19 protein-coding genes are annotated in these 23,262 nt (G+C 67.0%); 14 read left to right on the top strand and 5 right to left on the bottom strand.

What is annotated here, in order from left to right:
• Positions 1 to 12: 12 nt before the first annotated feature.
• From ACAX61_RS16085 to ACAX61_RS16110, 6 genes are all read left to right on the top strand, one after another.
• Positions 13 to 1,674, top strand: a complete 1,662-nt coding sequence (locus ACAX61_RS16085) for an electron transfer flavoprotein-ubiquinone oxidoreductase (protein WP_370715749.1) — start codon at positions 13 to 15, stop codon at positions 1,672 to 1,674.
• Positions 1,643 to 3,286, top strand: coding sequence for a tetratricopeptide repeat protein (locus ACAX61_RS16090; RefSeq protein ID WP_370715750.1), 1,644 nt, complete (start codon positions 1,643 to 1,645; stop codon positions 3,284 to 3,286). The genes ACAX61_RS16085 and ACAX61_RS16090 overlap by 32 nt, the downstream gene beginning before the upstream one ends.
• Before the next feature lies 1 nt (position 3,287).
• Entirely contained in the window at positions 3,288 to 4,112 is an 825-nt protein-coding gene (locus ACAX61_RS16095; RefSeq protein ID WP_370715751.1) for a 4-(cytidine 5'-diphospho)-2-C-methyl-D-erythritol kinase, read from the top strand.
• Positions 4,113 to 4,309: 197 nt separating this feature from the next.
• Positions 4,310 to 5,062 carry an N-formylglutamate amidohydrolase gene (locus ACAX61_RS16100; RefSeq protein ID WP_370715752.1) on the top strand — a complete coding sequence of 251 codons (753 nt, stop codon included), beginning with the start codon at positions 4,310 to 4,312 and terminating at the stop codon, positions 5,060 to 5,062.
• Positions 5,059 to 6,426 (top strand): NAD(P)H-hydrate dehydratase, encoded by a 1,368-nt coding sequence (locus ACAX61_RS16105; protein ID WP_370715753.1) that lies wholly within the window; start codon positions 5,059 to 5,061, stop codon positions 6,424 to 6,426. The genes ACAX61_RS16100 and ACAX61_RS16105 overlap by 4 nt, the downstream gene beginning before the upstream one ends.
• On the top strand, positions 6,417 to 7,616 hold the full coding sequence (locus ACAX61_RS16110; protein ID WP_370715754.1) for a class I SAM-dependent RNA methyltransferase: 1,200 nt from the start codon (positions 6,417 to 6,419) through the stop codon (positions 7,614 to 7,616). Before ACAX61_RS16105 ends, ACAX61_RS16110 begins: the two co-directional genes overlap by 10 nt.
• Here ACAX61_RS16110 and truA read toward each other — a convergent pair.
• Positions 7,606 to 8,364 carry a tRNA pseudouridine(38-40) synthase TruA gene (truA, locus tag ACAX61_RS16115; RefSeq protein ID WP_370715755.1) on the bottom strand — a complete coding sequence of 253 codons (759 nt, stop codon included), beginning with the start codon at positions 8,362 to 8,364 and terminating at the stop codon, positions 7,606 to 7,608. The two genes, ACAX61_RS16110 and truA, sit on opposite strands and share 11 nt — an antisense overlap.
• Positions 8,361 to 9,272, bottom strand: a complete 912-nt coding sequence (gene fmt, locus ACAX61_RS16120; protein WP_370715756.1) for a methionyl-tRNA formyltransferase — start codon at positions 9,270 to 9,272, stop codon at positions 8,361 to 8,363. The genes truA and fmt overlap by 4 nt, the downstream gene beginning before the upstream one ends.
• Positions 9,273 to 9,328: 56 nt before the next feature.
• On the opposite strand from fmt, the gene recR reads away from it, so the two are divergent.
• Genes recR through ACAX61_RS16135 form a run of 3 tightly spaced genes read left to right on the top strand, consistent with a single transcriptional unit; the run spans position 9,329 to position 11,940 of the window.
• Positions 9,329 to 9,925, top strand: coding sequence for a recombination mediator RecR (recR, locus tag ACAX61_RS16125; RefSeq protein ID WP_370715757.1), 597 nt, complete (start codon positions 9,329 to 9,331; stop codon positions 9,923 to 9,925).
• A 31-nt stretch (positions 9,926 to 9,956) separates the two neighbouring features.
• Positions 9,957 to 10,484, top strand: a complete 528-nt coding sequence (gene def, locus ACAX61_RS16130) for a peptide deformylase (RefSeq protein ID WP_370715758.1) — start codon at positions 9,957 to 9,959, stop codon at positions 10,482 to 10,484.
• A gap of 58 nt (positions 10,485 to 10,542) precedes the next feature.
• Complete coding sequence (locus tag ACAX61_RS16135; protein WP_370715759.1) at positions 10,543 to 11,940, top strand: DNA recombination protein RmuC; 1,398 nt, start codon at positions 10,543 to 10,545, stop codon at positions 11,938 to 11,940.
• Positions 11,941 to 11,946: 6 nt separating this feature from the next.
• On the opposite strand, the gene ACAX61_RS16140 is transcribed toward ACAX61_RS16135, so the two are convergent.
• On the bottom strand, positions 11,947 to 12,636 hold the full coding sequence (locus ACAX61_RS16140; RefSeq protein WP_370715760.1) for an META domain-containing protein: 690 nt from the start codon (positions 12,634 to 12,636) through the stop codon (positions 11,947 to 11,949).
• A gap of 95 nt (positions 12,637 to 12,731) precedes the next feature.
• On the opposite strand from ACAX61_RS16140, the gene ACAX61_RS16145 reads away from it, so the two are divergent.
• From ACAX61_RS16145 to ACAX61_RS16155, 3 genes are read left to right on the top strand one after another with little or no spacing between them, the layout of a single operon-like run.
• The gene (locus ACAX61_RS16145) at positions 12,732 to 13,217 is read left to right on the top strand and encodes a hypothetical protein (RefSeq protein ID WP_370715761.1); all 486 of its coding nucleotides are present in this window, start codon (positions 12,732 to 12,734) and stop codon (positions 13,215 to 13,217) included.
• Positions 13,127 to 14,332, top strand: coding sequence for a PepSY-associated TM helix domain-containing protein (locus tag ACAX61_RS16150; protein ID WP_370715844.1), 1,206 nt, complete (start codon positions 13,127 to 13,129; stop codon positions 14,330 to 14,332). The genes ACAX61_RS16145 and ACAX61_RS16150 overlap by 91 nt, the downstream gene beginning before the upstream one ends.
• A 55-nt stretch (positions 14,333 to 14,387) precedes the next feature.
• The gene (locus tag ACAX61_RS16155; protein ID WP_370715762.1) at positions 14,388 to 16,778 is read left to right on the top strand and encodes a glycoside hydrolase family 3 N-terminal domain-containing protein; all 2,391 of its coding nucleotides are present in this window, start codon (positions 14,388 to 14,390) and stop codon (positions 16,776 to 16,778) included.
• Positions 16,779 to 16,837: 59 nt separating this feature from the next.
• Here ACAX61_RS16155 and ACAX61_RS16160 read toward each other — a convergent pair whose 3' ends face one another.
• Together ACAX61_RS16160 and manD are read right to left on the bottom strand one after the other, a co-directional pair.
• On the bottom strand, positions 16,838 to 18,124 hold the full coding sequence (locus ACAX61_RS16160; protein WP_370715763.1) for an MFS transporter: 1,287 nt from the start codon (positions 18,122 to 18,124) through the stop codon (positions 16,838 to 16,840).
• Position 18,125: 1 nt separating this feature from the next.
• Positions 18,126 to 19,337, bottom strand: a complete 1,212-nt coding sequence (gene manD, locus ACAX61_RS16165; RefSeq protein WP_370715764.1) for a D-mannonate dehydratase ManD — start codon at positions 19,335 to 19,337, stop codon at positions 18,126 to 18,128.
• Positions 19,338 to 19,498: 161 nt separating this feature from the next.
• Between manD and ACAX61_RS16170 the strand changes: the two genes are divergently transcribed.
• Together ACAX61_RS16170 and ACAX61_RS16175 are read left to right on the top strand one after the other, a co-directional pair.
• Positions 19,499 to 21,634: an alpha-glucuronidase family glycosyl hydrolase gene (locus ACAX61_RS16170; protein ID WP_370715765.1), complete on the top strand. Its 2,136-nt coding sequence runs from the start codon at positions 19,499 to 19,501 to the stop codon at positions 21,632 to 21,634.
• Between the two features lie 30 nt (positions 21,635 to 21,664).
• Positions 21,665 to 23,239 carry an aldehyde dehydrogenase (NADP(+)) gene (locus ACAX61_RS16175; RefSeq protein ID WP_370715766.1) on the top strand — a complete coding sequence of 525 codons (1,575 nt, stop codon included), beginning with the start codon at positions 21,665 to 21,667 and terminating at the stop codon, positions 23,237 to 23,239.
• Positions 23,240 to 23,262: the final 23 nt, after the last annotated feature.

Consider the following 23,262-nt stretch of genomic DNA (forward strand, 5'->3'; position numbering starts at 1 on the left):
CGGAGAGACCGAATGAGCGAACGCGAATCGATGCCTTATGACGTGATGATCGTCGGCGCCGGGCCGGCGGGCCTGTCGGCGGCGATCCGCCTGAAACAGATGGCGAATGAAGCAGGCAGCGAACTTGCCGTCTGTGTGCTGGAAAAGGGGTCGGAAGTCGGCGCACACATCCTGTCGGGTGCGGTGATCGACCCGCGCGCGCTGGACGAATTGCTGCCCGAATGGCGCGAACAGGGCTGTTCGCTGGCGCAGACGCCTGTCACCGAGAATCATCACTGGGTCCTGTCTAAAACGGGCAAGCGCAATCTGCCCGAATTCGCCCTGCCGCCGTTCATGCACAATGACGGGTGCTACACCGGGTCGCTCGGCAATCTGTGTCGCTGGCTGGCCGAACAGGCCGAGGGGCTGGGCGTCGAGATCTTCCCCGGCTTCGCTGCCGCCGAGGTGCTGTTCAATGACGACGGATCGGTCAAGGGCGTGGCGACCGGCGACATGGGCGTCGCACGCGATGGCACGCACAAGCCCGACTGGCAGCCTGGGCTGGAGCTTCACGCGCGCTATACCTTTTTCGCGGAGGGCGTGCGCGGGCATCTGTCCAAGGAACTGATGCGCCTGTTCGACCTGCGCGCCAATTGCGATCCGCAGGTTTACGGGCTGGGCGTCAAGGAATTGTGGGACGTCGACCCCGCAAAGCACGTGCCCGGCCGCGTCATCCATACGCAGGGCTGGCCGCTGTCCGAAACCGCCGGGTCGAATGGCGGCGGCTTCATCTATCATCAGGCCAACGGACAGGTGGCGCTGGGCTATGTCACCTGGCTGAACTACCGCAATCCGTATCTGTCGCCGTTTCAGGAAATGCAGCGGTGGAAGACCCATCCCGAAATCGCCGCGCTGCTGGCCGGGGGCAAGCGCGTTTCATACGGCGCGCGTGCGATCAACGACGGTGGGTTCCAGTCGGTGCCCAAGCTGACCTTCCCCGGCGGTGCGCTGATCGGCTGTTCGGCGGGCTTCCTGAACGTGCCGCGGATCAAGGGCACGCATACCGCGATGAAATCGGGCATGATGGCCGCCGAGGCTGCCTTCGCCGCCGTGCAGGCCGATCGCCGCGCCGATGAGCTGACCGACTATACCGCCGCTTATGAGACGAGCTGGGTGCACGAGGAATTGCGCCGCGTTCGCAACGTCGTGCCGCTGGTCAAGAAATATGGCGACTTCATCGGATCGGGCATGTCGGGCGTGACGATGTGGATGGAGCATTGGGGCATGAAGATGCCCTTCACCCTGCATCACAAGCCCGACCATGAGAGCCTTTGGGGCAAGAACGAGGTTCAGCCGATCGACTATCCCAAGCCCGACGGTGTGCTGACGTTCGACCGGCTGTCGTCGGTGTTCATTTCGAACACCAATCATGAGGAGGATCAGCCGGTCCACCTGACGCTGAAAGACCCCGCCGTGCCGATCGCGCACAACCTGCCCTTGTATGACGAACCGGCGCAGCGTTACTGTCCCGCCGGCGTGTACGAAGTAGTGGGCGAGGAGGAGGGCGATCCGAAATTCGTGATCAACGCCCAGAACTGCGTCCACTGCAAGACGTGCGACATCAAGGACCCGACCCAGAACATCAACTGGGTCGTGCCGGAAGGTGGCGGAGGGCCGAATTATCCGAACATGTGATCGCCTGATCGTCCTTGCCGCGCTGATCGCCGCGCCGGTGGTCCCCGTGCTGGCCGCCGACCCGCCGCGCGGCGGGGAATTGTCGGCCTATGTCCGTGCGCGGGCCGCCGATGCGGAAGGGGCGGCCGATGTGGCGGCGCACGGCTATGCACTGGCGCTGGCTGCCGATCCGGGGAATGAAGTCATTGCGATCCGCGCCTTTCGCGAAGCGCTGGCCGTCGGCGACATGGCGCTCGCGCGCCGTGCGCTGTCGGTGCTGGAGGCATCGAACGTCGCGCCTGCCGATGGTGCCTTGTTGCGCTTTGCCGATCATGTCGCGGCGCGTCGCTGGGATGCGGCCCGGGCCAGCGCGGACCGGATCGGGCAGGGGCCGCTGGATTTCGTGGGGCCGGTGCTGAATGCCTGGCTGACGCTCGAGACGCGGACGGGCGATCCGCTGGCGGTGCTGGACGCTGGCGAGGGCAATGCCATTTCGCGCCGCTATTCGAACGAAGCGCGGGCGCTGCTCCAGATCGCAAGCGGTCAGAGCGACGCGGCGAAGCAGACGCTTCAGACGATGCTGGCCAGCGATCAGGGCAGCCTGGACCTGAGAATAGCGGCCGCACGTCTGTTTGCCGGACGCGGGGACAAGGGGACCGCACGCGCGCTGCTGGCGGGCAACGACCCGCTGATCGTCGCCCAGCGAGAGGCATTGGGGCGCGGTGAAAAGGCCGATGCCGCATTCGGCGCCGCGACGCTGTTCGTCCGGCTGGCCGGGGATTTGTCGACCGACGACGAACCCTCCCCGCTGGTCGTGCTGCTGACGCGCGCGGCGCTGCTGCTCGATCCATCGAACGACCGTGCGACACTGTTGCTGGCACAGGCGCTGTCGAATGACGGCGCGGGTGCGCGGGCGCTGGCGCTGATCGACAGGGTCCGGCCGCGCAGCCCGTTTCATCCGCTGGCGGAGCGGTTGCGTATCGGCATCTTCGAGCGAACAGGCGACACCGATGCCGCCGTTCAGCTTGCCGCGCGCTTTTCGGCGGCACGGGACGCGACGGCGGACGACGCCCGCACCTTGGGCGACCTGTTGGTTTCCTCCGACCGTTATGCCGAAGCAGCCGATGCCTATGCCACCGCCATGGCGCGCGATCCCGACGGCGCGGACTGGGTGCTGAACCTGCAACGTGGCGGCGCACTGGAACAGGCGGGCCGTTTCGACGAAGCGTTGCCCTTTTTGCGCCGCGCGGTCGAACTGGCGCCCGATGAGCCGGTGGCACTGAATTATCTGGGCTATGCTCAGGTGGAGCGCGGCATGAACCTGCCCGACGCGCAGGCGCTGCTGGAAAAGGCGCGGCGGCTGAAGCCCGACGATCCGTCGATCACCGATTCGCTTGCCTGGGCCTATGTCCAGCGCGGGCAGGTGGCAAAGGCGCTGCCGCTTCTGGAACAGGCGGTCGTTGCCGAGCCGGGCGATGTCGAGATCAACGAGCATCTGGGCGATGCCTATTGGGCGGCGGGGCGGCGATATGAGGCGCGCTATGCCTGGCGTGCGGCGTCGGTTCATGCCGGTGACGAGGACAAGGCGCGACTGGCCGCCAAGCTGGAGCATGGCGTCGACGCCGCACGCTGACATGATCGAGGAAGCTGCCCCCGCCAAGCTGAACCTGGCGCTGCATGTGCGTGCGCGTCGGCCCGACGGCTATCACGAACTGGAGACGCTGTTTGCCTTTGTGGCCGATGGCGACACCATCCGCCTCGACCCCGCAGGGCCTGCCGGCCTGACCATCACCGGTCCTTTTGCGCAGGGTCTGGTGGGGGAGGGGGACAATCTGGTGCTGCGGGCCGAACGCCTGTTCGGCGAGCGGATCAAGCCGGTGCCGCGCGCGGCGATCGAGCTGGTCAAGCGGCTGCCGGTCGCGTCCGGCATTGGCGGCGGTTCTGCCGATGCGGCGGCGACGCTGCGTGCGCTGGCGCGGGCGCATGGCGTAGCGACTGATGATGCGCGGCTGTTCGAATGTGCGGCGGCCCTGGGTTCGGACGTGCCCGCATGTCTGCTGGGGCGCGCGGCAGTCGGGCGCGGACGGGGCGAGCGGCTGGAACCGTTGCCCGCATTGCCGCCCATGCCGGTCCTGCTGGTCAATCCGGGCGTGCCGGTTTCCACGGCGGCGGTGTTCGCGCGGTGGGACGGTGTGGATCGCGGCCCGATCGGCGCCGGAGGTGCCCTGGAATCGGCCTTGGCCGGCCGCAACGATTTGGAGCCGCCGGCGCGCGCCATTGCGCCGGTGGTGGCGGATGTTCTGGCGTTGCTGGCTGCACAGCCGGGCGTGAAGCTGGCGCGTATGTCAGGCTCGGGTGCCACCTGTTTTGCGATGTTTGATGACGGCGACGCATGTCACGGCGCTGCGGCGGCGCTGGATGGGCGCGGGTGGTGGTGTCTCGAAACGGCACTCGCGTGACAGTTTGTGTCTCATATCAGGACTTCTGATGTCATTTCGCTCTGGACGAATCGTTCGGCACGATCTTTGCTGGCCGTTGCTATAGCGGGCCGTACGCCAGGAGCGGATCGCCTGTCGGTGGCCGGGCCCCTTGGGTCCCGCCACCTTCCGCAGGGGAGCGGCGTGACAGCGGCGCCCTGAGCGGGCATTTGGGCAGCATGGCCGACCAAGCACATCCCCCCGCCATTTCAATTGAAGGCAAAGCCGATACGCTGCTGCTGTGCGACCACGCGTCCGACCGCGTGCCGGACGGCGTCGATCTGGGCGTCCCGGCCGAGGTCCTGGGGATGCATGTCGCGGTCGATATCGGCGCTGAGCCGCTGACGCGCGCGCTGGCGGCGCGGCTTGATGCGCCCGCGATGCTGGCCACGGTTTCCCGGCTGGTGATCGACCTGCACCGCGAACCCGATCACCCCGCGCTGGTGCCGGTCGAAAGCGACGGCATCCCCGTGCCGGGTAATGAACGGGCGGATCGTTTTGAGCGGATTACCCGGTTCCACGCGCCCTATCACGCGGCGGTTTCGCGCTGCGTCGCCGAGCTTCGCCCGCGCCTGATCGTTGCGATCCACAGCTTTACCCAGCAATTGCAGTCGGGCGGCCAGCCGCCCCGGACGCTGGAGGCGGGCATCCTGTACAACCGCGATGACCGTGCCGCGCGCGTGATGATCGCGGAACTGCGCGAGCAGGGTATCGAGACCGGTGACAATGCGCCCTATTCGGGACGACTGCTGAACGCGACGCTCAACCGCCATGGCGAGGCACAGGGCATTGCCTGTGTCTCGATCGAGGTTCGCAACGACCTGATCGCCGATGCGGCGGGCGTGGCGCACTGGTGCGAGTTGCTGGCGCCGATGATCGTGAAGGCGCGCGATGCGGTGGAGCGCCCGCCGATTGCACAGGGTCGCCCATGATGATCCCGGCGGGCGCCCCCATCGTTACCGCAGACGCCATGCGCGCCGCCGAAGCCGCCTGTTTCGCGAGTGGCGCGACGCAGCACGAGTTGATGGCACGCGCCGGCGCGGCGGTTGCGCGCGAAGCAGCGCGGTTCGCCACCGGTCAGCCGGTGCTGGTGCTGGCGGGGCCGGGTAATAATGGCGGTGACGGCTTCGCCGCTGCCCGCGTGCTGGGCAAGATGGGCCTGGCCGTGACGGTTGCGACGCTGGGCCATGATTGGCACGGCGCAGCAGAGGCGATGCGCGCAGACTGGTCCGGGCCGACAGTGCCGCTGTCGCAAGCGCCGGAGCGCCCGCTGATCGTCGACGGACTGTTCGGCATCGGCTTGTCGCGGCCGATCGAGGGCGATGTGGCGGCGGCGATCCTGAAGCTGCGGGACGCCGCGCGGTTCGTGCTGGCGATCGACATTGCATCGGGAGTGGATGCCGACACTGGCGCCGCAGCCGGGGCGGTGTTGCGCGCCGATGCCACGCTGGCGCTGGGTGCCCTAAAGCGCGGCCATGTGCAGGGTGCGGGGCTGAGCGCGAGCGGAGCCTTGCTGCTCGACCCGATCGGCATTCCGGTCGAAAGCGGCGTGGGGATGCTGGGCCGCCCGCGCATGGCTGCGCCGGGTAGCGACGATCACAAATATACGCGCGGACTGGTCGGTATTCAGGGCGGCGCGATGGCGGGCGCGTCCCGACTGGCCGCGGCGGCGGCGGCGCGCGGCGGGGCGGGCTATGTCGTGCTGGCCAGCGACGATGCGCGCGTGCCGTTCGATGCGGTGGTCCATCGCGAGACTATCGACGCGGAGAAGGCGGCGGCGGTGCTGATCGGGCCGGGTCTTGGCCGCGACGCCGCCGCGCGGGGTGTGGTTGGTGAGTGGCTGGTGAGCCACCGGCCACTGGTGCTGGACGGCGATGCGCTGGCGCTGCTGTCGGTGGAAGCGCTCGCTGCCCGGACCACGCCGACGATCCTGACACCCCATGGCGGCGAGTTCGAGCGGCTGTTCGGCCCGGTCGATGGCGACAGGATCGCCGCGACGCTCGACGCGGCGCGCGCCAGTGGTGCCGTCATTATCCACAAGGGCGCGGCTACGATCATCGCCGCCCCTGACGGTCGCGCATGGGTCGCGCATCCTTCCTCCTGGCTGTCGACGGCGGGGACGGGGGACGTGCTGGCCGGGCTGGTTGCCGCGCGGCTGGCGGTGGTGGGTGAGCCGGTTCGTGCCGCGCAAGAGGCGGTGTGGCTGCATGCCCGCGCGGCAAGGCTTGCGGGACCGGCGCTGGTCGCCGATGACCTGCCGATGCATATCCCGACTGCGATCGCCGAATGTCTGTGAGCGAAGAAGAAATCATCCGCGTCGCCGCGCGGGGTGAGGGCGTGACCGCTAGCGGGCGCCACGTGCCGCTGGCCGCACCGGGCGATCAGGTGCTGGGCGATGGCAGTGTGGTGCCCGGCGTGCATCGACAGGTGCCGCCATGCCGCCACTATCCGGAATGTGGCGGGTGCCAGCTCCAGCATCTGGATGACGCGGCCTATGGCCGGTATCTGTCCGACCGGGTGATCGGCGGGTTGCAGGCGCAGGGGCTGGAGGCAGAGGTTCGCGCGCCGATCATCAGCCCGCCGCGCACGCGCCGCCGCGCGACGCTTCATGCCGAACGGCACGGGCGGCAGGTGCATCTGGGCTTTACCCAGGCAAAGAGCCACCAGCTGATCGACCTTGACGAATGCTGGGTACTGACGCCCGAACTGTTCGCGCTGATCCAGCCGCTGCGGGGCCTGCTGGCGGCGCAACTGCCCGCATCGGGGCGGATCGACGTGCATCTGACGCTGGCGGATCAGGGTATCGACGTGCTGCTGAAGGGGCGGCTGGCCGACGGGCTTGCCGCGACGGAGGCGATTACCGGCTTTGCCCGCCGCCACAATCTGGCGAGGCTGTCGATCGACGATGCTTATGGGCCGGAAGCTCGCTGGGCGCCGGAGCCGGTGACGGTCACGCTGGGCGGTGTCGCGGTGCCGCTGCCGCCGGGTGCGTTCCTGCAAGCCACGCGTGAGGGGGAGGCGGCGCTGGTTCAGGCCGCGCGCGCGATCGTTGGCGATGCGCGCAACGTGGCCGATCTGTTCGCGGGGTTGGGCACCTTTGCGCTGGGCATGCCCGCATCGGCGCGGGTCTATGCCGGGGAGGGGGCGCGGGAAGCGATCCTGTCGCTGAAAGCTGCGGCGGCGCAGGCGGGGCGGATGATCTTTGCCGATCACCGCGACCTGTTCCGCCGGCCGTTGATGGCCGAGGAACTGAACCGGTTCGACGCCGTGATCCTCGACCCGCCGCGCGCGGGCGCGCGCGAACAGGCAGCGACGCTGGCGGGCTGCGCGGTGCCGCGCATCGCCTATGTCTCGTGCAATCCCAGCAGCTTTGCACGCGATGCAAAGGCGATGTGCGAGGGCGGCTATCGGCTGGACTGGGTGCAGCCGGTGGGACAATTCACATGGTCAACGCATGTCGAACTGGTGGCCAGTTTCAGCCGCTGACCGCTGCTGCCGGATAATCGGCGCTGAGGAAATAGAGGCCATCGGGCGGCGCGTTCAGGCCCAGCGCGCCGCGATCGTGCGCGGCCAGCGCGGCACCCATGTCGTCGGGCGTCCATCGCCCCTGTCCGACCAGCGACAGGCACCCGACCATCGAGCGGACCTGATGGTGCAGGAACGACCGGGCGGACGCGAACACGCGGATCAGGTCGCCGTCGGCCACCACGTCCAGCCGGTCCAGCGTCCGCATCGGGCTGTCCGCCTGACAATGGGCGGAGCGAAAGGTGGTGAAATCATGCCGCCCCACCAGCTGCGCCGCGCCCGCCGCCATGGCCGCCACGTCCAGCGGCGGCACAACGCGCCATGCGAACCCGGCTTCGACCGTCAGCGGCGCGCGGCGCGCCCGGATGCGATATTCATAATGGCGCGCCACGCACGAAAAGCGGGCGTGCCAGTCGTCGGGCACCACCTCGCATGCCAATACCGCCACCGGATGCGGCCGCAGCTTGGCGTTCAGCGCCTCCATAAGGCGAAAGGGCGCGAACGGCTTTTCGATATCGCAATGTGCGCGCATCCCCAGCGCATGGACGCCGGTGTCGGTGCGCCCGGCGGCATGGACCAGCACATCCTCCCCCGTCACGGCATGGGCGGCATCCTCCACCGCCTGCTGCACGCTTGGCCCGTGCGCCTGATGCTGCCAACCCATGAAGGGGCGGCCGTCCCATTCGATCGTTAGGGCAAAGCGCGTCACGACAGAATCGTCCCCGGTGCGATGGCGAAACCGCGCAGCAGCTCCGCCGGGGTCATTGCTCCGCGTCCTGCACGCTGCACCAATGTCGGTACGATCAGCCCCTCGCCACAACCGATGGCAAAGCCGTCCGCATCCTCGACCACCGCGCCCGCCGCCGCGCTGGCCGCCGTGACGCGCGCCGCCAGCAGCTTCACGCGTTCGCCATTCACCTCGAAAAAGGCGCCGGGGGCGGGGTTGAAGGCGCGGACCTGCCGCTCGACCACAACAGCGGGTTGGGTGAAGTCCAGCCGCGCCTCCGCCTTGTCGATCTTGGCCGCATGGGTCACGCCGTCGGCGCTTTGGATGACGGGGGGATAGGCGTCGGGGCTGGCCAGCACTTCGACCATTGCCGCCGCGCCGATCGCGCTCAGTTCCTCCGTCAGCGCGCCTGCGGTCTTGCCGTCGACCGTCGTGCGCCGTTCAAGCCGGACAGGGCCGGTATCCAGCCCCGCTTCCATCTGCATGATGCCGACACCGGTTTCGGCATCCCCCGCCAGGATTGCGCGCTGGATCGGGGCGGCGCCCCGCCAGCGCGGCAGCAGCGATGCATGAACGTTCATACAGCCCAGTCGCGGCGCATCCAGCACCGCGCGCGGCAGGATCAGACCATAGGCCGCCACCACCGCCACATCGGCACCGTGCGCGGCGAATGCGGCCTGTGCGTCCGCATCGCGCAGCGTCACCGGCGTCAGCACCGGCACGCCCAGTGCGTCGGCGCGCGCATGGGCGGGGGTGGGGGTCAGCGCCTTGCCCCGTCCGCTGCGACGCGGCGGCTGGCTGTAAACGGCGACGATGTCGTGGCCCGCGTCGATCAGTGCGTCTAGCACCGGGACGGCGAACTGGGGCGTGCCCATGAAGATGATCCGCATGACACGCGTCTCAACCGCTTGGCAGGGGCGGGCGCAAGCCCCTATCTGTAACGGCAATGGCTTCTCCCGAAATCGAGGCACTGGCGCAGGCACTTTCGCGGCTACCCGGACTGGGGCCGCGTTCGGCGCGGCGTGCGGTGCTGCACCTGATCAAACGCCGCGAAACCGCGCTGGCGCCGTTGCTGGACGCGCTGGCAGCAGTGAACGACCGGCTGGTGACATGCGCGACGTGCGGCAATGTCGACACCACCGATCCGTGCGCCATCTGTGCCGACCCGCGCCGCGATGCGCGCGCGCTGTGCGTGGTGGAGGAAGTGGCCGATTTGTGGGCGCTCGACCGATCGCGCCTGTTTCCGGGCCGCTTCCATGTGCTGGGCGGGCGGCTGTCCGCGCTGGAGGGGGTGCGGCCTGAGGATCTGTCGATCGATGCGCTGATGCGCCGGATCGAGGGCGGCGGCATCGACGAGGTGGTGCTGGCCATGAACGCCACGCTGGAGGGGCAGACGACTGCCCATTATCTGGCGGAGCGGATCGAACGCCTGCCGGTGCGCGTCACCCAATTGGCTCATGGTCTGCCGGTGGGGGGTGAGCTGGATTATCTGGACGAAGGCACGCTGGCGCAGGCGCTGAGGGCGCGGCGTCCCGTCGCTTGACCCGGTCGCGGGCAAGCGCCATTTTAGGGCGATGGCCGTTCTTCCCATCATCGAGATTCCCGACCCGCGCCTGAAGCTGGTCTCCGAACCCGTCGAAACCATCGACGATAGCGTTCGCCAGCTGGTCGCTGACATGTTCGACACCATGTATGATGCCCCCGGCATCGGCCTGGCCGCGATCCAGGTCGCCGTGCCCAAGCGCATCATGGTCATCGACCTGCAGGAGCAGGAGGGGGAGGACGGCAAGCCGATCCGCGACCCGCATGCCTTCATCAATCCCGAAATCCTCGAAGTATCGGAAGAGCGCCGCTGCTATCAGGAAGGGTGCCTGTCGATCCCCGACCAGTTCGCCGAAGTGGAGCGGCCGGACCGCTGCCGCGCGCGCTGGCTGGATGTCGACGGTAACACCCAGGAAGCATGGTTCGACGGGCTGATGGCGACGTGCCTTCAGCATGAGATGGATCACCTGAACGGCGTGCTGTTCATCGACCATCTCTCGCGTCTGAAGCGCGACATGGTGATCAAGAAACTGGCGAAGGCGCGCAAGTCGGCGGCTTGAGGCTTTGTGGCGGGCGGGCTAAGTTCCCACTTCGTTCACCCCGGAGTACGCGCCCGCCATGGATCCTGTTTTCGCCATTCTTCTGGTCGTTGCCGCATTGGTCGTGGGGGCGGTGCTGGGCTGGTTCCTCGCCAATCGCGGTGTCGAGAGCCTGCGCGCCGAACGCCACGCGCGGGAAGCTGATTTCAAGAAGGCGATCACCGATCTGGCGCTGGCCAGCGACCGCGCCGCCCGCGTGGGCGAGCTGATCAGCGAGAACGAGACGCTTCGGACCCAAGGGGAAAGCGCCCGGCTGGAGCTGGCCACGCTCAAGGCCGATGCCCGTGCGTTCGAGGCGCGGCTGGAGGAGTTCAAGGCCGCCAAGGACGGTATGGCCGCGCAATTCGCCGAGGTCGCCAACAAGCTGCTGGGCGATGCGCAGACCGCCTTCCTCAACCGCGCCAACGAACGCTTCCATCAGGCCGGCGAGAGTAACGAGGGCAAGATCAAGGCGCTGCTGGCCCCGGTCGAGCAAACGCTGAAGCGTTATGAGGCACGGATCGAAAGCGTCGAGAAGGAACGCACCGAAGCCTATGGCCAGCTAAAGGGCCTGATGGAAGGGATGCGCGCGGGACAGGAAGGCGTGCGGGCCGAGGCGGCAAAGCTGGTCAATTCGTTGCGCGCCGCGCCCAAGGCGCGTGGCCGCTGGGGCGAGCAACAGCTTCGCAACGTGCTGGAAACCTGTGGTCTGGCCGAACATACCGATTTCATGATGGAAGTGTCGGTTGATGCCGATGGCGGCCGCCTGCGCCCCGACGCGATCGTCAAGGTGCCGGGCAATTCGTTGCTGGTGATCGACGCCAAGGTTTCGCTCAACGCCTATCAGGACGCATATGGCGCCGTGGACGAGGCGGAGCGCGCCGGGCACATGGCCGCGCACGTCTCTTCAATGAAGGCGCACGTCAACGCGCTGGGCAACAAGGCCTATCAGGGCCAGTTCGAGAACACGCCCGAATTCGTCATCATGTTCGTGCCGGGCGAACATTTCCTGTCCGCCGCGCTGGAGCATGAACCGGGTCTGTGGGACTATGCCTTTGACCGCCGTGTGCTGATCGCCACGCCCACCAACCTGATCGCCATCGCCCGCACCGTTGCGGCGGTGTGGCGTCAGGAAAAGCTGGCGGGTGAGGCGCGGCAGATTGCCGAACTGGGCCGCGAACTCCATGCGCGCGTCTGCACCATGGGCGCGCATATCGCCAAGCTGGGCAAGAACCTGGAAACCGCGACCAGCGCCTATAATTCCTTTGTCGGCTCGATCGAAAGCCAGGTGATGACCCAAGCCAAGCGGTTCGAGGGGCTGAACATCGACACCGGCAACAAGACCATCGAGGCGCTGCCGATGGTCGAGGCCAGTCCGCGCCCGTTGAGCAAACTCAGGGCCGAGGATGATCCCACGCCCGCGCTGGCAGCGGAGTGACCGACGTCAGGGGCGCACGGGTACCAACGTCAGGCTCCCGCCGTCGCCGGTCAGCATCACGCCGTCCTTGCCGCGCACGACGGTCAGCGGGCCGCGCAGGATTTGGGTGATGCGCGCTTCCTGCTCCATCGCCGCGCTGGGGCAGGCCATGCGCGTTGTCGCCACGCCGTCCAGTGTCAGCCGGTCGCGGGTCAGCGAATAGCTGCCGATCACGCGGTTGCAGCCGGTTGTGCCGCTGATGCGCCCTTCTGCAAAATTCAGCATTGCGGGGCGGGGGCCGGGCGGGGTGGCGCCGTCGATGGCGTTCACGCGCCATTCCTGTCCCACCAGCGCGTCCTCACCATCGGCGGGCATCCCGCACCCCTTTAATTCGCGGCCATCGGCAATGACCAGCACCGTATCGGGATAGCGCCGGTCGCTCATCCCGTCGCCGCACGGGCTGTGCGTGATGTCGAGGGTCAGGCGGTCGCTGACGTAACGCTCGCCATTGAAACTGGGGCGCGCCGTCGGCGCGGGCACGTCGATGACCTTGCCTGCCGGATCGTCGTAACGCATCCGCCCGTTGGTCAGTGTCACCGACCAGAAGGGTTCGGTGCCGAGCGCGCGATAGCGCGCAGGGCCGGCAGCAAGCGGCTCGACCGGCGGCATGGGGGTACAGGCGGCAAGCGCGGTGAGCGGCAACAGAGCACGAAACATTCGAAGAGACTGACCCGCTCGCCGGCGCTGCGCAATCCCGGGTGCGACGTTTTGACAGGTGACAGCCGCCGATACGCTGGCGTAGGGCGCGTGCCGTGACCCGGCTTCGCCGTCTTGCCCGCGATCACGCATCGCTTGCCGCGTTGTTGCTTGCCGCAGCGCTGTTGCTGCGCCTGCTGATGCCCGCAGGGTTCATGCCGGTTGCCGATGGCGCGGGTCGCCTGACCGTGATGGTGTGTTCGGGCGAGGGTTCGCGCGCGATGACCATCGCCATCCCCGGCCTGGGCGAACGTCCGGCAAAGCCCGGCCCGCAGGAGCGTGACAAGGCGGGCGGCCCATGCGCCTTTGGGTCGCTGACCGCGCCGTTCCTGGGCGGTGTAGATTCTGTCCTGCTGGTCGCCGCGCTGGCGGTGGCGGCGTGCTGGCGCGCTTCTGATGGACGCGCTGTATCGCGCCGTCTGGCGTTGGCATCCGGTCGCCGGGCTTGCTGGTGCTGCCGTTCCTTGCCTGGCTCGCCGTCACGGGTGGGCTGTACCTGTACAAGCCGGAGATCGAGCGCGCGGTCTATGCCGAATGGTTGAGTGTCGCGCCGCGTGCGCCGCTGTCGCTGGGCGCGATGGCAGTGCGGGTAGCGGAGGCGACCGGGGGGCGCGTGACTCAGGTGACGCGCCCCGCCCAGCGCGAAAGCTGGCGAATGACCGTCGCCATGCCCGACGGCACCCGCCGCACCGCCTTTGTCGATCCCGGCGATGGGCGCGTGCTGGGCACGACGCGCGCGGGCGGTGTGATGGGTGTTGTGCGCGAGTTGCACAGCCTGATCATCGCCGGCCCGCTCAGCAATGCGGTGATCGAGATTGTCGCGGGCTGGACGATCGTGCTGGTGCTGACCGGCGTATGGTTGTGGTGGCCGCGCGGGTACTCTCCCGCGATCGGCGTGCGCGGACAGCCACGCGAGCGGCGCTTCTGGCGCGACCTGCACGCCTCCACCGGGATCGTCGCGGGCGCGGTCATCCTGTTTTTGGCGGTTACCGGGATGCCGTGGAGCGGGGTATGGGGCAGCGGATTGCAGGGCATCATCGCGGCGCAAGGTTGGGGCCGCCCGAAATCGCCCGCGGCGACAAAGGGCGGCGATGGTGACCATCACGGCGCGGCGACGCTGCCCTGGTCGATGCAGCGCGCCGCCGTTCCCGCCGGGCACACCGGCGACATTGGCCCCGACCGCGCGCTTTCGATGGCGATGGCGCGGGGCATGGGGGTGGACTGGACGATGACTCTGCCGGCGTCGCCAAACGCGCCCTACCTGCTCAGCGCCACCATCGCCCGCGCCGATGACGCGCATGTCGTGTACGTCGATGCCGGATCGGGCCGCGTGTTGCAGGATGCGCGTGCCGCCTATTTCGGAGTCGGCGCTAGGGTGGTCGAATGGGGCATCGCCACGCATCAGGGCCAGCAACTTGGCGAGGCGAACCGGCTGATCATGCTTGGCGGCTGCATCGCCATCCTGATGCTGGTCGCCACCGCGCCCGTCATGTGGGTAAAGCGCCGCCCCCGGGGCCTTGGCTTGCCGCCGGGACGCAGCGGGCGGGGGCTGATCGCACTGATGGCGGGAGCGGGGCTGTTGTTCCCGCTGACCGGCCTGACCATGCTGGCGGCTTTGGTCGTGACGCGTATGGCGCGGCGCGTTGCAAGTGGTTGACCAATCGTCTGATAGCGGTAACGGTCCCGGTATCGAGGTAATTAGGGAGAGGGCCATGGCGGATCGCCGCTCGACGCTGAAACTGATGCTGGGCGCGAGTGCGGCCGTAGCCATGCCGATGCTGGCGCGCGCAGGCGTGCCGGCGCAATCGACCCGCCGCGCCCTTTATCGCGACGCGCGCGCGCCGATTCCCGACCGTGTCCGCGACCTGCTGGGGCGCATGACGCTGGAGGAAAAGGTCATGCAGATGATCGCGCTCTGGGCCACCAAGAGCGAGGTCATGGACGGTATGACCTTCAACCCCGACAAGGCGACCAAGGCTTATCCGAACGGCTTCGGCCAGCTGACGCGCGCATCGGACAAGCGCGGTGTCACCGGCGTCGCGGGTGCCGCCGGGGCGACTGTCAACAACGGCCGCACCCCCGAACAGACGGTCAGCTTCATCAATGCGATGCAGCGGTGGGCGACCACGCAGACGCGCCTTGGCATTCCGGTGTTGGTGCATGAGGAATCGCTGCACGGCTATATGGCCAATGAAGCGACGATGTTCCCGCAGGCGATCGCGCTGGCGGGCAGCTTCGACACCGACCTGATGCGCCGGGTCCAGTCGCAGATCGCACGCGAAGCGCGCGCGCGCGGCGTCCCCTATGTCCTGTCGCCGGTCGTCGACATCGTGCGCGACCCGCGCTGGGGCCGTATCGAGGAGACCTTTGGCGAAGACCCATATCTGGTCGGCGAAATGGGCGTCGCTGCGGTCGAGGGGTTGCAGGGCCGCGGCAAGAATCCCGTACTGCCCGAAGGCAAGGTGTTCGCCACCCTCAAGCACATGACCGGCCATGGTCAGCCCGAAGCGGGCAACAACGTCGCCCCCGCCCAGATCAGCGAGCGGGAGCTGCGCGAAAACTTCTTCCCGCCTTTCCGCGAAGTGGTGGAGCGGACCAGCATCGGCGCGGTCATGCCGAGCTATAACGAGATTGACGGCGTGCCCAGCCACGCCAATCGCTGGCTGCTGGACAAGGTGCTGCGCGGCGAATGGGGTTTCGACGGGGTGATCGTTAGTGATTACGGCGCCGTCCACGAACTGGCAACGCTGCACCATGTCGCCACCGACCTTGAGGACGCCGCGCGACAAGCACTTTCGGCGGGGGTCGATTGGGAACTGCCGGATGGTCAGGCATTCCGCACACTGGTGGCACAGGTGCGCGCGGGCAAGGTCGAGCAGGCGTTGATCGACCGCGCGGTCGAACGCATCCTGACGTTCAAGTTCCGGGCCGGACTGTTCGAAAATCCCTATGGTAATCTGCGCGAAGCCCTGCGCGTCACGGGCAATGCCGAAGCGCGGGCGCTGGCGCTGGAAGCTGCACGCAAGTCGCTGTGCCTGCTGAAGAATGACGGCACGTTGCCGCTGGCGAAAACGGGCGGTGCGGTGGCGGTGATCGGGCCGAATGCCGATATCGCCCGGCTGGGCGGCTATTCCAGCGTGCCCAAGCAGACCGTTACCCTGGTGGACGGCGTGCGTGCAGTCGTCGGCAAGGGGCGGCGGATCATCACCGCGCAGGGCGTGTTCATCACCCAGGGCGATGACCGCTCCTCCGACGAGGTGCTGCTGGCCGATCCGGCCGAAAACCGCCGCCTGATCGCCGAGGCGGTAGAGGCCGCGCGCGGGGCGGAAGTGATCGTGCTGGCCATCGGCGATACCGAACAGGTCAGCCGGGAGGCGTATGCGAAGAACCATTTGGGCGACCGCACCGACATCGATCTGGTCGGTGAACAGAATGAGCTGTACACGGCGCTGAAGGCGCTGGGCAAGCCGATCGTCGTCGCCGCGATCAATGGCCGTCCGCCAAGCTGGCCGACGATTGCCGACGGCGCGAACGCGATCCTCGAATGCTGGTATGTGGGGCAGGAAGGCGGCACCGCCATTGCCGAGGGGCTGTTCGGCGATGTGAATCCCGGCGCCAAGCTGCCCGTCACCGTCATCCGCAACGAAGGGCAGGTACCCTTTTACTATAATCATAAGCCGACGGCGCGGCGCGGGTACCTGTTCGACGATGCCGCGCCGCTGTTCCCCTTCGGTCATGGGCTCAGCTACACGCGGTTTGAGGTTGGAGCGCCGGTGCTGTCGACGCCGCGCATCGCGCCGGACGGTTCGGTCCAGGTCGCGGTGGATGTCGCCAATGTCGGCGAGCGTCCGGGTGATGAGGTGGTGCAGCTGTATATCCGCCGCCGTTCGGCATCGGTGACACAGCCGGTGCTTGAGCTGAAGGGGTTCGAGCGCGTGACGCTGGCGCCGGGTGAGCGGCGGCGCGTGACGCTGACGCTGGGGCCGAAAAGCTTCCGCCTGTGGAACCGCGACCTGCAGGAAGTGGTCGAGTCGGGCGAGGCCGAGGTGCTGGCGGGACCAAGCTCTGCCATGCTCAAGGGCGCCACGCTGACCATCGGCTGACCGGCGGTCGTCGGGCAAGAAAAGGGGGCGGTTCCGGTTGGAGCCGCCCCTTTTTCGTGTCAGGTCGCGAATTGCGGTTCGCGATATCGCGGGTTGATCAGGTGAATGACCAGCAGCGCCAGCAGATAGGCGACGCCGCACGCGACGAAGAACGGCTCGTAACTGCCCACAGTGTCGAGCAGTACGCCCAGCGACTTCGACGCGATGAACCCGCCGACCGCCCCCGAAACGCCGCCAAGGCCGATCAGCGCCCCTTGCGCGTTGCGGGGGAACAGGTCGCCCGGCATCGCGAACAGATTGGTTGAAAAGCCCTGATGCGCGGCACACGCGATGCCGATCAGAACAACGGCGATCCAGACGTTCGATGCCTGCACCGCAAACATCACCGGCACCGCGAACAGCGCACAGGCGAACATCGCCTGTTTGCGCGCGCGGTTCGTCGTTCGCCCACGCTTTAACAGCGATGACGAATACCAGCCGCCTGCAATCGCGCCGACATCGGCCAGGATATAGATGACCACCAGCGGCGGGCCGAAGCTTTTCAGGTCATAGCCATATTGCTTCGCGAAAAAGTCCGGCAGCCAGAACAGGAACGTCCACCACACCGGATCGATCAGGAACCGGCCCGTCATGTACGCCCACGTTTCGCGGTGACGCAGAACCTTAAGGAAGCCAGCGCGCTGCGCCTGAACGACGGGTTCGGACTCGATCCACCGGCGTTCTTCGGCGGTGACCTTAGGATGGTCGGCGGGCGAGCGGTACCAGCGCCACCAGACGAACAACCAGACCAGGTTGAAGCAGCCGGTGATGATGAACGCCCACCGCCAGTCGAGCAGCAAGCCCGCGATCAGGAACGAGACCAGGATCGGCGTGACCACCGCCCCGACATTGGCCCCGGCGTTGAAGATGCCGATCGCCAGTGCGCGTTCCTGTTTGGGAAACCATTGCGAAACAGCCGCCAGCGCCGAAGGAAAGGTCCCAGCTTCGCCCAGCGCAAGCGGGATGCGCGCGATCACGAATCCAGTGGTCGATGTTGTGAGCGTCTGGGCGAAATGGCCGAACGTCCAGCTGCCCATCGCGACCAGATAACCGACTCGCGGGCCATAACGGTCGATCAGCCAGCCAAAGGCCAGAAAGCCAAGACCGTAAAAGACCTGAAAATAGCCGGCAATGTCGCCGTATCCGGCGTTGGTCCAGCCATAGAGCGCCTCAAGCTGCGGCTTGAGCACGCCCAGCACCAGCCGGTCGATATAGGACAGCACCACCGCGGCAAACAGCAGCGCGCAGATCGTCCAGCGGATGCGCCCCCGGGGCTTGGGCGGCAGCGCGGTCGTCGCGTCGGTCATGCTACCAGCTCCACAATGTACCATCCTCAAGTCGGTTCACCGGCAGGAAGGCGCGCTTGTATTCATGCGTGGCGGCCAGATCCTCGTCGATGTCGACGCCCAGCCCCGGCGCCTCACCCGGATGCATCATGCCGTCGGCATAGGTGTAGGCATGCGGGAACACGGCGTCGGTTTCCGCCGTGTGGGCCATATGTTCCTGAATGCCGAAGTTCGGCACCGACAGCCCGAAATGCAGCGCCGCCGCCATGGTGATGGGCGACAGGTCGGTCGCCCCGTGGCAACCGGTGCGGATCTGATACAGATCGGCCAGCGCGGCGATGCGGCGCAGGTGCGTCAGGCCGCCAGCATGAACGACGGTCGCGCGGATATAATCGATCAACTGGTTTTCGATCAGTTCCTTGCAGTCCCAGATCGAATTGAAAATCTCACCCACAGCCAGCGGCGCCGTCGTGTGCTGCCGGATCAGGCGAAACGCGTCCTGATTTTCGGCCGGGGTCGCATCCTCCAGCCAGAAGGGGCGATAGGGTTCCAGATCCTTGCCCAGCCGCCCCGCCTCGATCGGGGTCAGGCGGTGGTGGATGTCGTGCAGCAGGTGGATATCCCAGCCCAGCGCCTCACGCGCGGCGGCGAACAATTGGGGGACCACGCGCATATATTTCGCCGTCGACCACACGCTTTCGCTGGGCAGGTCGCCGTCGGCCGGTTCGTAATGATGGCGGTCCTTGGACACGCCATAGGTGGTGGGCAGACCCGGCACGCCGCACTGGATGCGGATCGCCCTATATCCCTTGTCGCGATATTCCAGCGCCGCCGAAATCGTGTCGTCGATGGAAGAGCCGTTGGCGTGGCAATAAACGGTGACGCCCTCGCGCGCGGCGCCGCCCAGCAGCTGATAGACCGGCAGGCCCGCAATCTTGCCCTTGATATCCCACAGCGCCATGTCGACGGCCGCGATGCCGGTCATGGTCACCGGCCCGCGCCGCCAATAGGCGCCCTTGTACAGATACTGCCAGATATCCTCGATCCGGTGCGCGTCGCGCCCGATAAGGCAGGGAATGACATGGTCGTTCAGATAACTGGCAACGGCCATTTCACGCCCGTTCAGCGTCGCATCCCCAACACCGGTAGTGCCGTCGTCGCATTCGATCTTGAGCGTCACGAAATTGCGACCCGGACATGTCACGATGACGCGGGCGGCCACGATCTTTGGCATCTACTCTCCTCTGGCATGGCGCCACCCCCGTTCGGCCCGGCGCGTATTGATAGCGGTATCACTATCCGGTAAGGCCAGCGGTAGACAAGAGCCGTATCGACACGGCTAGGATTTTCAAAGGGGAGGTGGGCGAAATGCGGCTCGAACGATTGCGCGGGGCCATGGCTGTCTTGGTTGCCGCGCTGACCATTCTGGTCTGGCCAAATATTGCCGCTGCCGAGGATGGGTATCGCCTGTGGCTGCGTTATGAAACGCTCCCTGCCGCCGAAGGTGCCGCGCTTGCACGTCGCGCTGGCGCGGTCGAAACCGATGAGAGCGCCGATCCCACCATCGCCGTCGCCGTCGCGGAACTGCGCCGTGCATGGCCGTCGATGACCGGGCAGCCGCTGGCCGCCGGTGGGTCGGGGGCCGCCATCCTGATCGGGACGCCGAAATCGCCGCGCATCGCGGCCCTTCGCCTGGACCTGTCTGGAGCAGGTGAGGAAGGATTCGTCCTGCGCGAGATGCAGGACGGCGGCCGGCCGATGATTGTCATCGCCGCCAATCGCCCCACGGGCGCGCTTTACGGCGCGTTCCACCTGCTGCGGCTGGCACAGGCGGGCACCTTGCCCGACCGGCTGAACGTGGTCGAGCGGCCGCGCGTCAAGCTGCGGATGCTGAATCACTGGGACAATCTGGACCGCACTGTCGAGCGCGGTTTTTCGGGCCAGTCGATTTGGGACTGGTGGAAGCTGCCGACCGCCACCGATCCGCGCTATGTCGATTACGCCCGCGCCAATGCGTCGCTGGGCATCAACGGCACGGTGCTGAACAACGTCAACGCCAAGCCCGACACACTGACCGCCGAATGGATCGCAAAGGCGGCGGCCGTTGCCGACGTGCTTCGCCCCTATGGCATCAAGGTCTATTTGTCGGCGCGTTGGTCGACCCCGGTCGAGTTGAAGCAGACCAAGACCGCCGATCCCCTCGACCCGCAAGTCGCGGCGTGGTGGAAGGCCAAGGCCGACGAAATCTATCGCGCCATTCCCGATTTCGGCGGCTTCCTGGTCAAGGCGAATTCCGAAGGCCAGCCGGGCCCGCAGGATTACAAGCGCACGCACGCTGACGGCGCCAACATGCTGGCGGCGGCGGTGAAGCCGCATGGCGGCATCGTGATGTGGCGCGCCTTCGTCTATTCCGAAGTCGATCCTGAAGATCGCGCGAAACAGGCCTATTCCGAATTCAAGCCGCTGGACGGCAAGTTCGCGGACAATGTGATCGTTCAGGTCAAGAACGGCCCGATCGACTTTCAGCCGCGCGAACCCTTTCACCCGCTGTTCGGGGCGATGCCCAAGACGCCGCTGGTGATGGAAGTGCAGATCACCAAGGAATATCTCGGCTTCGCCACGCATCTTGCCTATCTGGCGCCGATGTGGAGCGAGGTGCTGGAGGCCGATACCTTCGCCAAGGGCAAGGGCTCGACGGTCGCCAAGGTTATCGACGGCAGCCTCGACGGGCATGAACTGACCGGCATGGCGGGCGTCGCCAATATTGGCAGCGACCGCAACTGGTCGGGTTCGATCTTCGATCAGGCCAACTGGTACGCCTATGGCCGGATGGCGTGGAACCCTGACCTTGCCGCCGACACCATCGCAACCGAATGGGCGCGCCAGACCTTCACGCGCGATCCGTCGTTCGTCCAGCCTACGGTCCAGATGATGATGGGCTCGCGTCAGGCGGTGGTCGATTACATGACGCCGCTGGGCCTGACGCACCTGATGGCGACGGGCCATCATTATGGGCCGGGGCCGTGGGTCGACGATCTGGCGCGTCCCGAATGGAACCCGGCCTATTACCACCGCGCCGACAAGAACGGCATCGGGTTCGACCGCACCCGCACCGGATCGAACGCGGTCGCGCAATATGCCGGGCCCGTCGCGCGGCGCTTTGCCGATCGTCGGACTGTGGGCGACGATTTCCTGTTGTGGTTCCACCATGTCGGCTGGGACGAAAAGCTGCCTTCGGGCCGGACGATGTGGGAAGAACTGGTCGCGCGCTATGACCGCGGCGTAGCCGCCGTCGACGCAATGCAGGCGCATTGGGAGCGGCTGGCGCCCATGATCGACGCCGAACGTGCGCGTGAGATCACGCAATTTCTTGTCATACAAAAACAAGAGGCCATATGGTGGCGCGACGCCAGCATCGCCTATTTCCAGTCGGTGTCCGGGCGTCCGTTGCCTCAGGGGGTTCGCCCCCCGGCGCACGACCTCGAATTCTACAAGGCCATCCGGCATCCCTATGCCCCCGGCCATCACTGATCGCCCGACCGAAACAGGAGAAGCGACCCTATGACCCTTACCGGCGACCTTTTCATCGCAGGTGAACGCCGCTCTTCGGAGCAGCGCTTCCGCGCCTATGACCCCAGCAAGGGGGCCGAAATCGACGACGTCGCATTTGCCGGCGCCAGCGACCAGGATGTCGAAGACGCCTGCGCCGCCGCTGCCGATGCGTTCATCCCCTATTCGACCCGCCCGCTGGAAGAGCGCGCCAAGTTCCTCGAAGCCATCGCCGACGAGATCGAGGCGCTGGGCGACGAGCTGGTCGAGCGCGCCTGCCGCGAAAGCGGTCTGCCGCCAGCGCGGATTGCGGGTGAGCGTGGCCGCACCGCCGGCCAGCTGCGCCTGTTCGCCAAGGAAGTGCGCGACGGCGGCTGGCTGAAGCTGCGTATCGATCATGCCGATCCTGCGCGCACGCCGCCCAAGCCCGACCTGCGCCTGCGTACCGTGCCTGTCGGCCCGGTTGCGGTGTTCGGCGCGTCGAACTTCCCGCTCGCCTTCTCGACCGCTGGCGGCGATACCGCTTCGGCTCTCGCCGCCGGTTGCCCGGTGGTGATGAAGGGGCACAGCGCCCATCCCGGCACCGCCGAACTGATCGCGATCGCCATTGGCCGCGCGGTGGAAAAGACCGGCATGCCCAAGGGCGTGTTCAGCCTGGTCAACGGCATGGGCCGCCATGTCGGACAGGGTCTGGTCGCCAACCCGCATATCCAGGCCGTGGGCTTCACCGGCTCGCGCGGTGGTGGTGAGGCGCTGATGAAGATTGCTGCCGCACGCCCGCGTCCGATCCCGGTCTATGCCGAAATGTCGGCGATCAACCCCGTCATCCTGATGCCCGAAGCGCTGAAGGCGCGCGGCGATTCGCTGGCCAAGGCCTATGTCGCCAGCATGGCGATGGGCGCGGGCCAGTTCTGCACCAATCCGGGTCTGGTCCTGGCGATCGACGGGCCGGAACTGGACGCTTTCGTCAAGCTTGCGGGTGAGACGCTGACGGGTCAGGCGGCGCAGGTCATGCTGACCGCCGGCATCCACGAAGCGTTTGAAAGCGGCAAGGCCAAGCTGGCCGCCAGCCCCTTCGTCACCACCGTGGCCGAAGGTGCGGAGCCGGCCGGACCCACCCAGGGTCGCGCCGCGCTGTTCAGCGTGTCGGGCAAGGATTTCCTTGCCGATCCGGTCCACCTGCATGAAGTGTTCGGCGTTTCGTCGGTGCTGGTGCGTTGTGCCGATATGGACGAACTGGTCGGCGTGCTGTCGAAGCTTGAAGGTCAGCTGACCGCCACGCTTCAGGTCGATCAGGACGATTATCAGGACGCAAAGCGCCTGATTCCGGTGCTGGAACAGACCGTTGGCCGCATCATCGCCAATGGCTGGCCGACCGGCGTCGACGTGACCCATGCCATGGTCCATGGCGGCCCATATCCGGCGACGTCGGATGGCCGCACCACTTCGGTTGGTACGCTGGCGATCGAGCGCTTCCTGCGCCCGGTCAGCTATCAGGACATGCCCGCCGATCTGCTGCCCGACGTGCTGCACGAAGGCGCGCAGGCGGGTGTTCTGGCGCGCATCGACGGCGCCTGGGCGAAATGACCGGCGACCCCGGCGCGGCGATT

The sequence above is a fragment of the Sphingomonas sp. IW22 genome, assembly GCF_041321155.1.
GTDB lineage: Bacteria > Pseudomonadota > Alphaproteobacteria > Sphingomonadales > Sphingomonadaceae > Sphingomonas.

What these genes read in the sequence shown, in the direction of transcription:
- ACAX61_RS16160 (WP_370715763.1), bottom strand. Translation starts at nt 18,124, where the DNA reads ATGACCGACGCGACGACCGCGCTGCCGCCCAAGCCCCGGGGGCGCATC.
- ACAX61_RS16100 (WP_370715752.1), top strand. Translation starts at nt 4,310, where the DNA reads ATGGCCGACCAAGCACATCCCCCCGCCATTTCAATTGAAGGCAAAGCC.
- ACAX61_RS16135 (WP_370715759.1), top strand. Translation starts at nt 10,543, where the DNA reads ATGGATCCTGTTTTCGCCATTCTTCTGGTCGTTGCCGCATTGGTCGTG.
- ACAX61_RS16140 (WP_370715760.1), bottom strand. Translation starts at nt 12,636, where the DNA reads ATGTTTCGTGCTCTGTTGCCGCTCACCGCGCTTGCCGCCTGTACCCCC.
- ACAX61_RS16105 (WP_370715753.1), top strand. Translation starts at nt 5,059, where the DNA reads ATGATGATCCCGGCGGGCGCCCCCATCGTTACCGCAGACGCCATGCGC.
- ACAX61_RS16085 (WP_370715749.1), top strand. Translation starts at nt 13, where the DNA reads ATGAGCGAACGCGAATCGATGCCTTATGACGTGATGATCGTCGGCGCC.
- def (WP_370715758.1), top strand. Translation starts at nt 9,957, where the DNA reads ATGGCCGTTCTTCCCATCATCGAGATTCCCGACCCGCGCCTGAAGCTG.
- recR (WP_370715757.1), top strand. Translation starts at nt 9,329, where the DNA reads ATGGCTTCTCCCGAAATCGAGGCACTGGCGCAGGCACTTTCGCGGCTA.
- manD (WP_370715764.1), bottom strand. Translation starts at nt 19,337, where the DNA reads ATGCCAAAGATCGTGGCCGCCCGCGTCATCGTGACATGTCCGGGTCGC.
- ACAX61_RS16110 (WP_370715754.1), top strand. Translation starts at nt 6,417, where the DNA reads ATGTCTGTGAGCGAAGAAGAAATCATCCGCGTCGCCGCGCGGGGTGAG.
- ACAX61_RS16155 (WP_370715762.1), top strand. Translation starts at nt 14,388, where the DNA reads ATGGCGGATCGCCGCTCGACGCTGAAACTGATGCTGGGCGCGAGTGCG.
- ACAX61_RS16175 (WP_370715766.1), top strand. Translation starts at nt 21,665, where the DNA reads ATGACCCTTACCGGCGACCTTTTCATCGCAGGTGAACGCCGCTCTTCG.
- ACAX61_RS16095 (WP_370715751.1), top strand. Translation starts at nt 3,288, where the DNA reads ATGATCGAGGAAGCTGCCCCCGCCAAGCTGAACCTGGCGCTGCATGTG.
- fmt (WP_370715756.1), bottom strand. Translation starts at nt 9,272, where the DNA reads ATGCGGATCATCTTCATGGGCACGCCCCAGTTCGCCGTCCCGGTGCTA.
- ACAX61_RS16170 (WP_370715765.1), top strand. Translation starts at nt 19,499, where the DNA reads ATGGCTGTCTTGGTTGCCGCGCTGACCATTCTGGTCTGGCCAAATATT.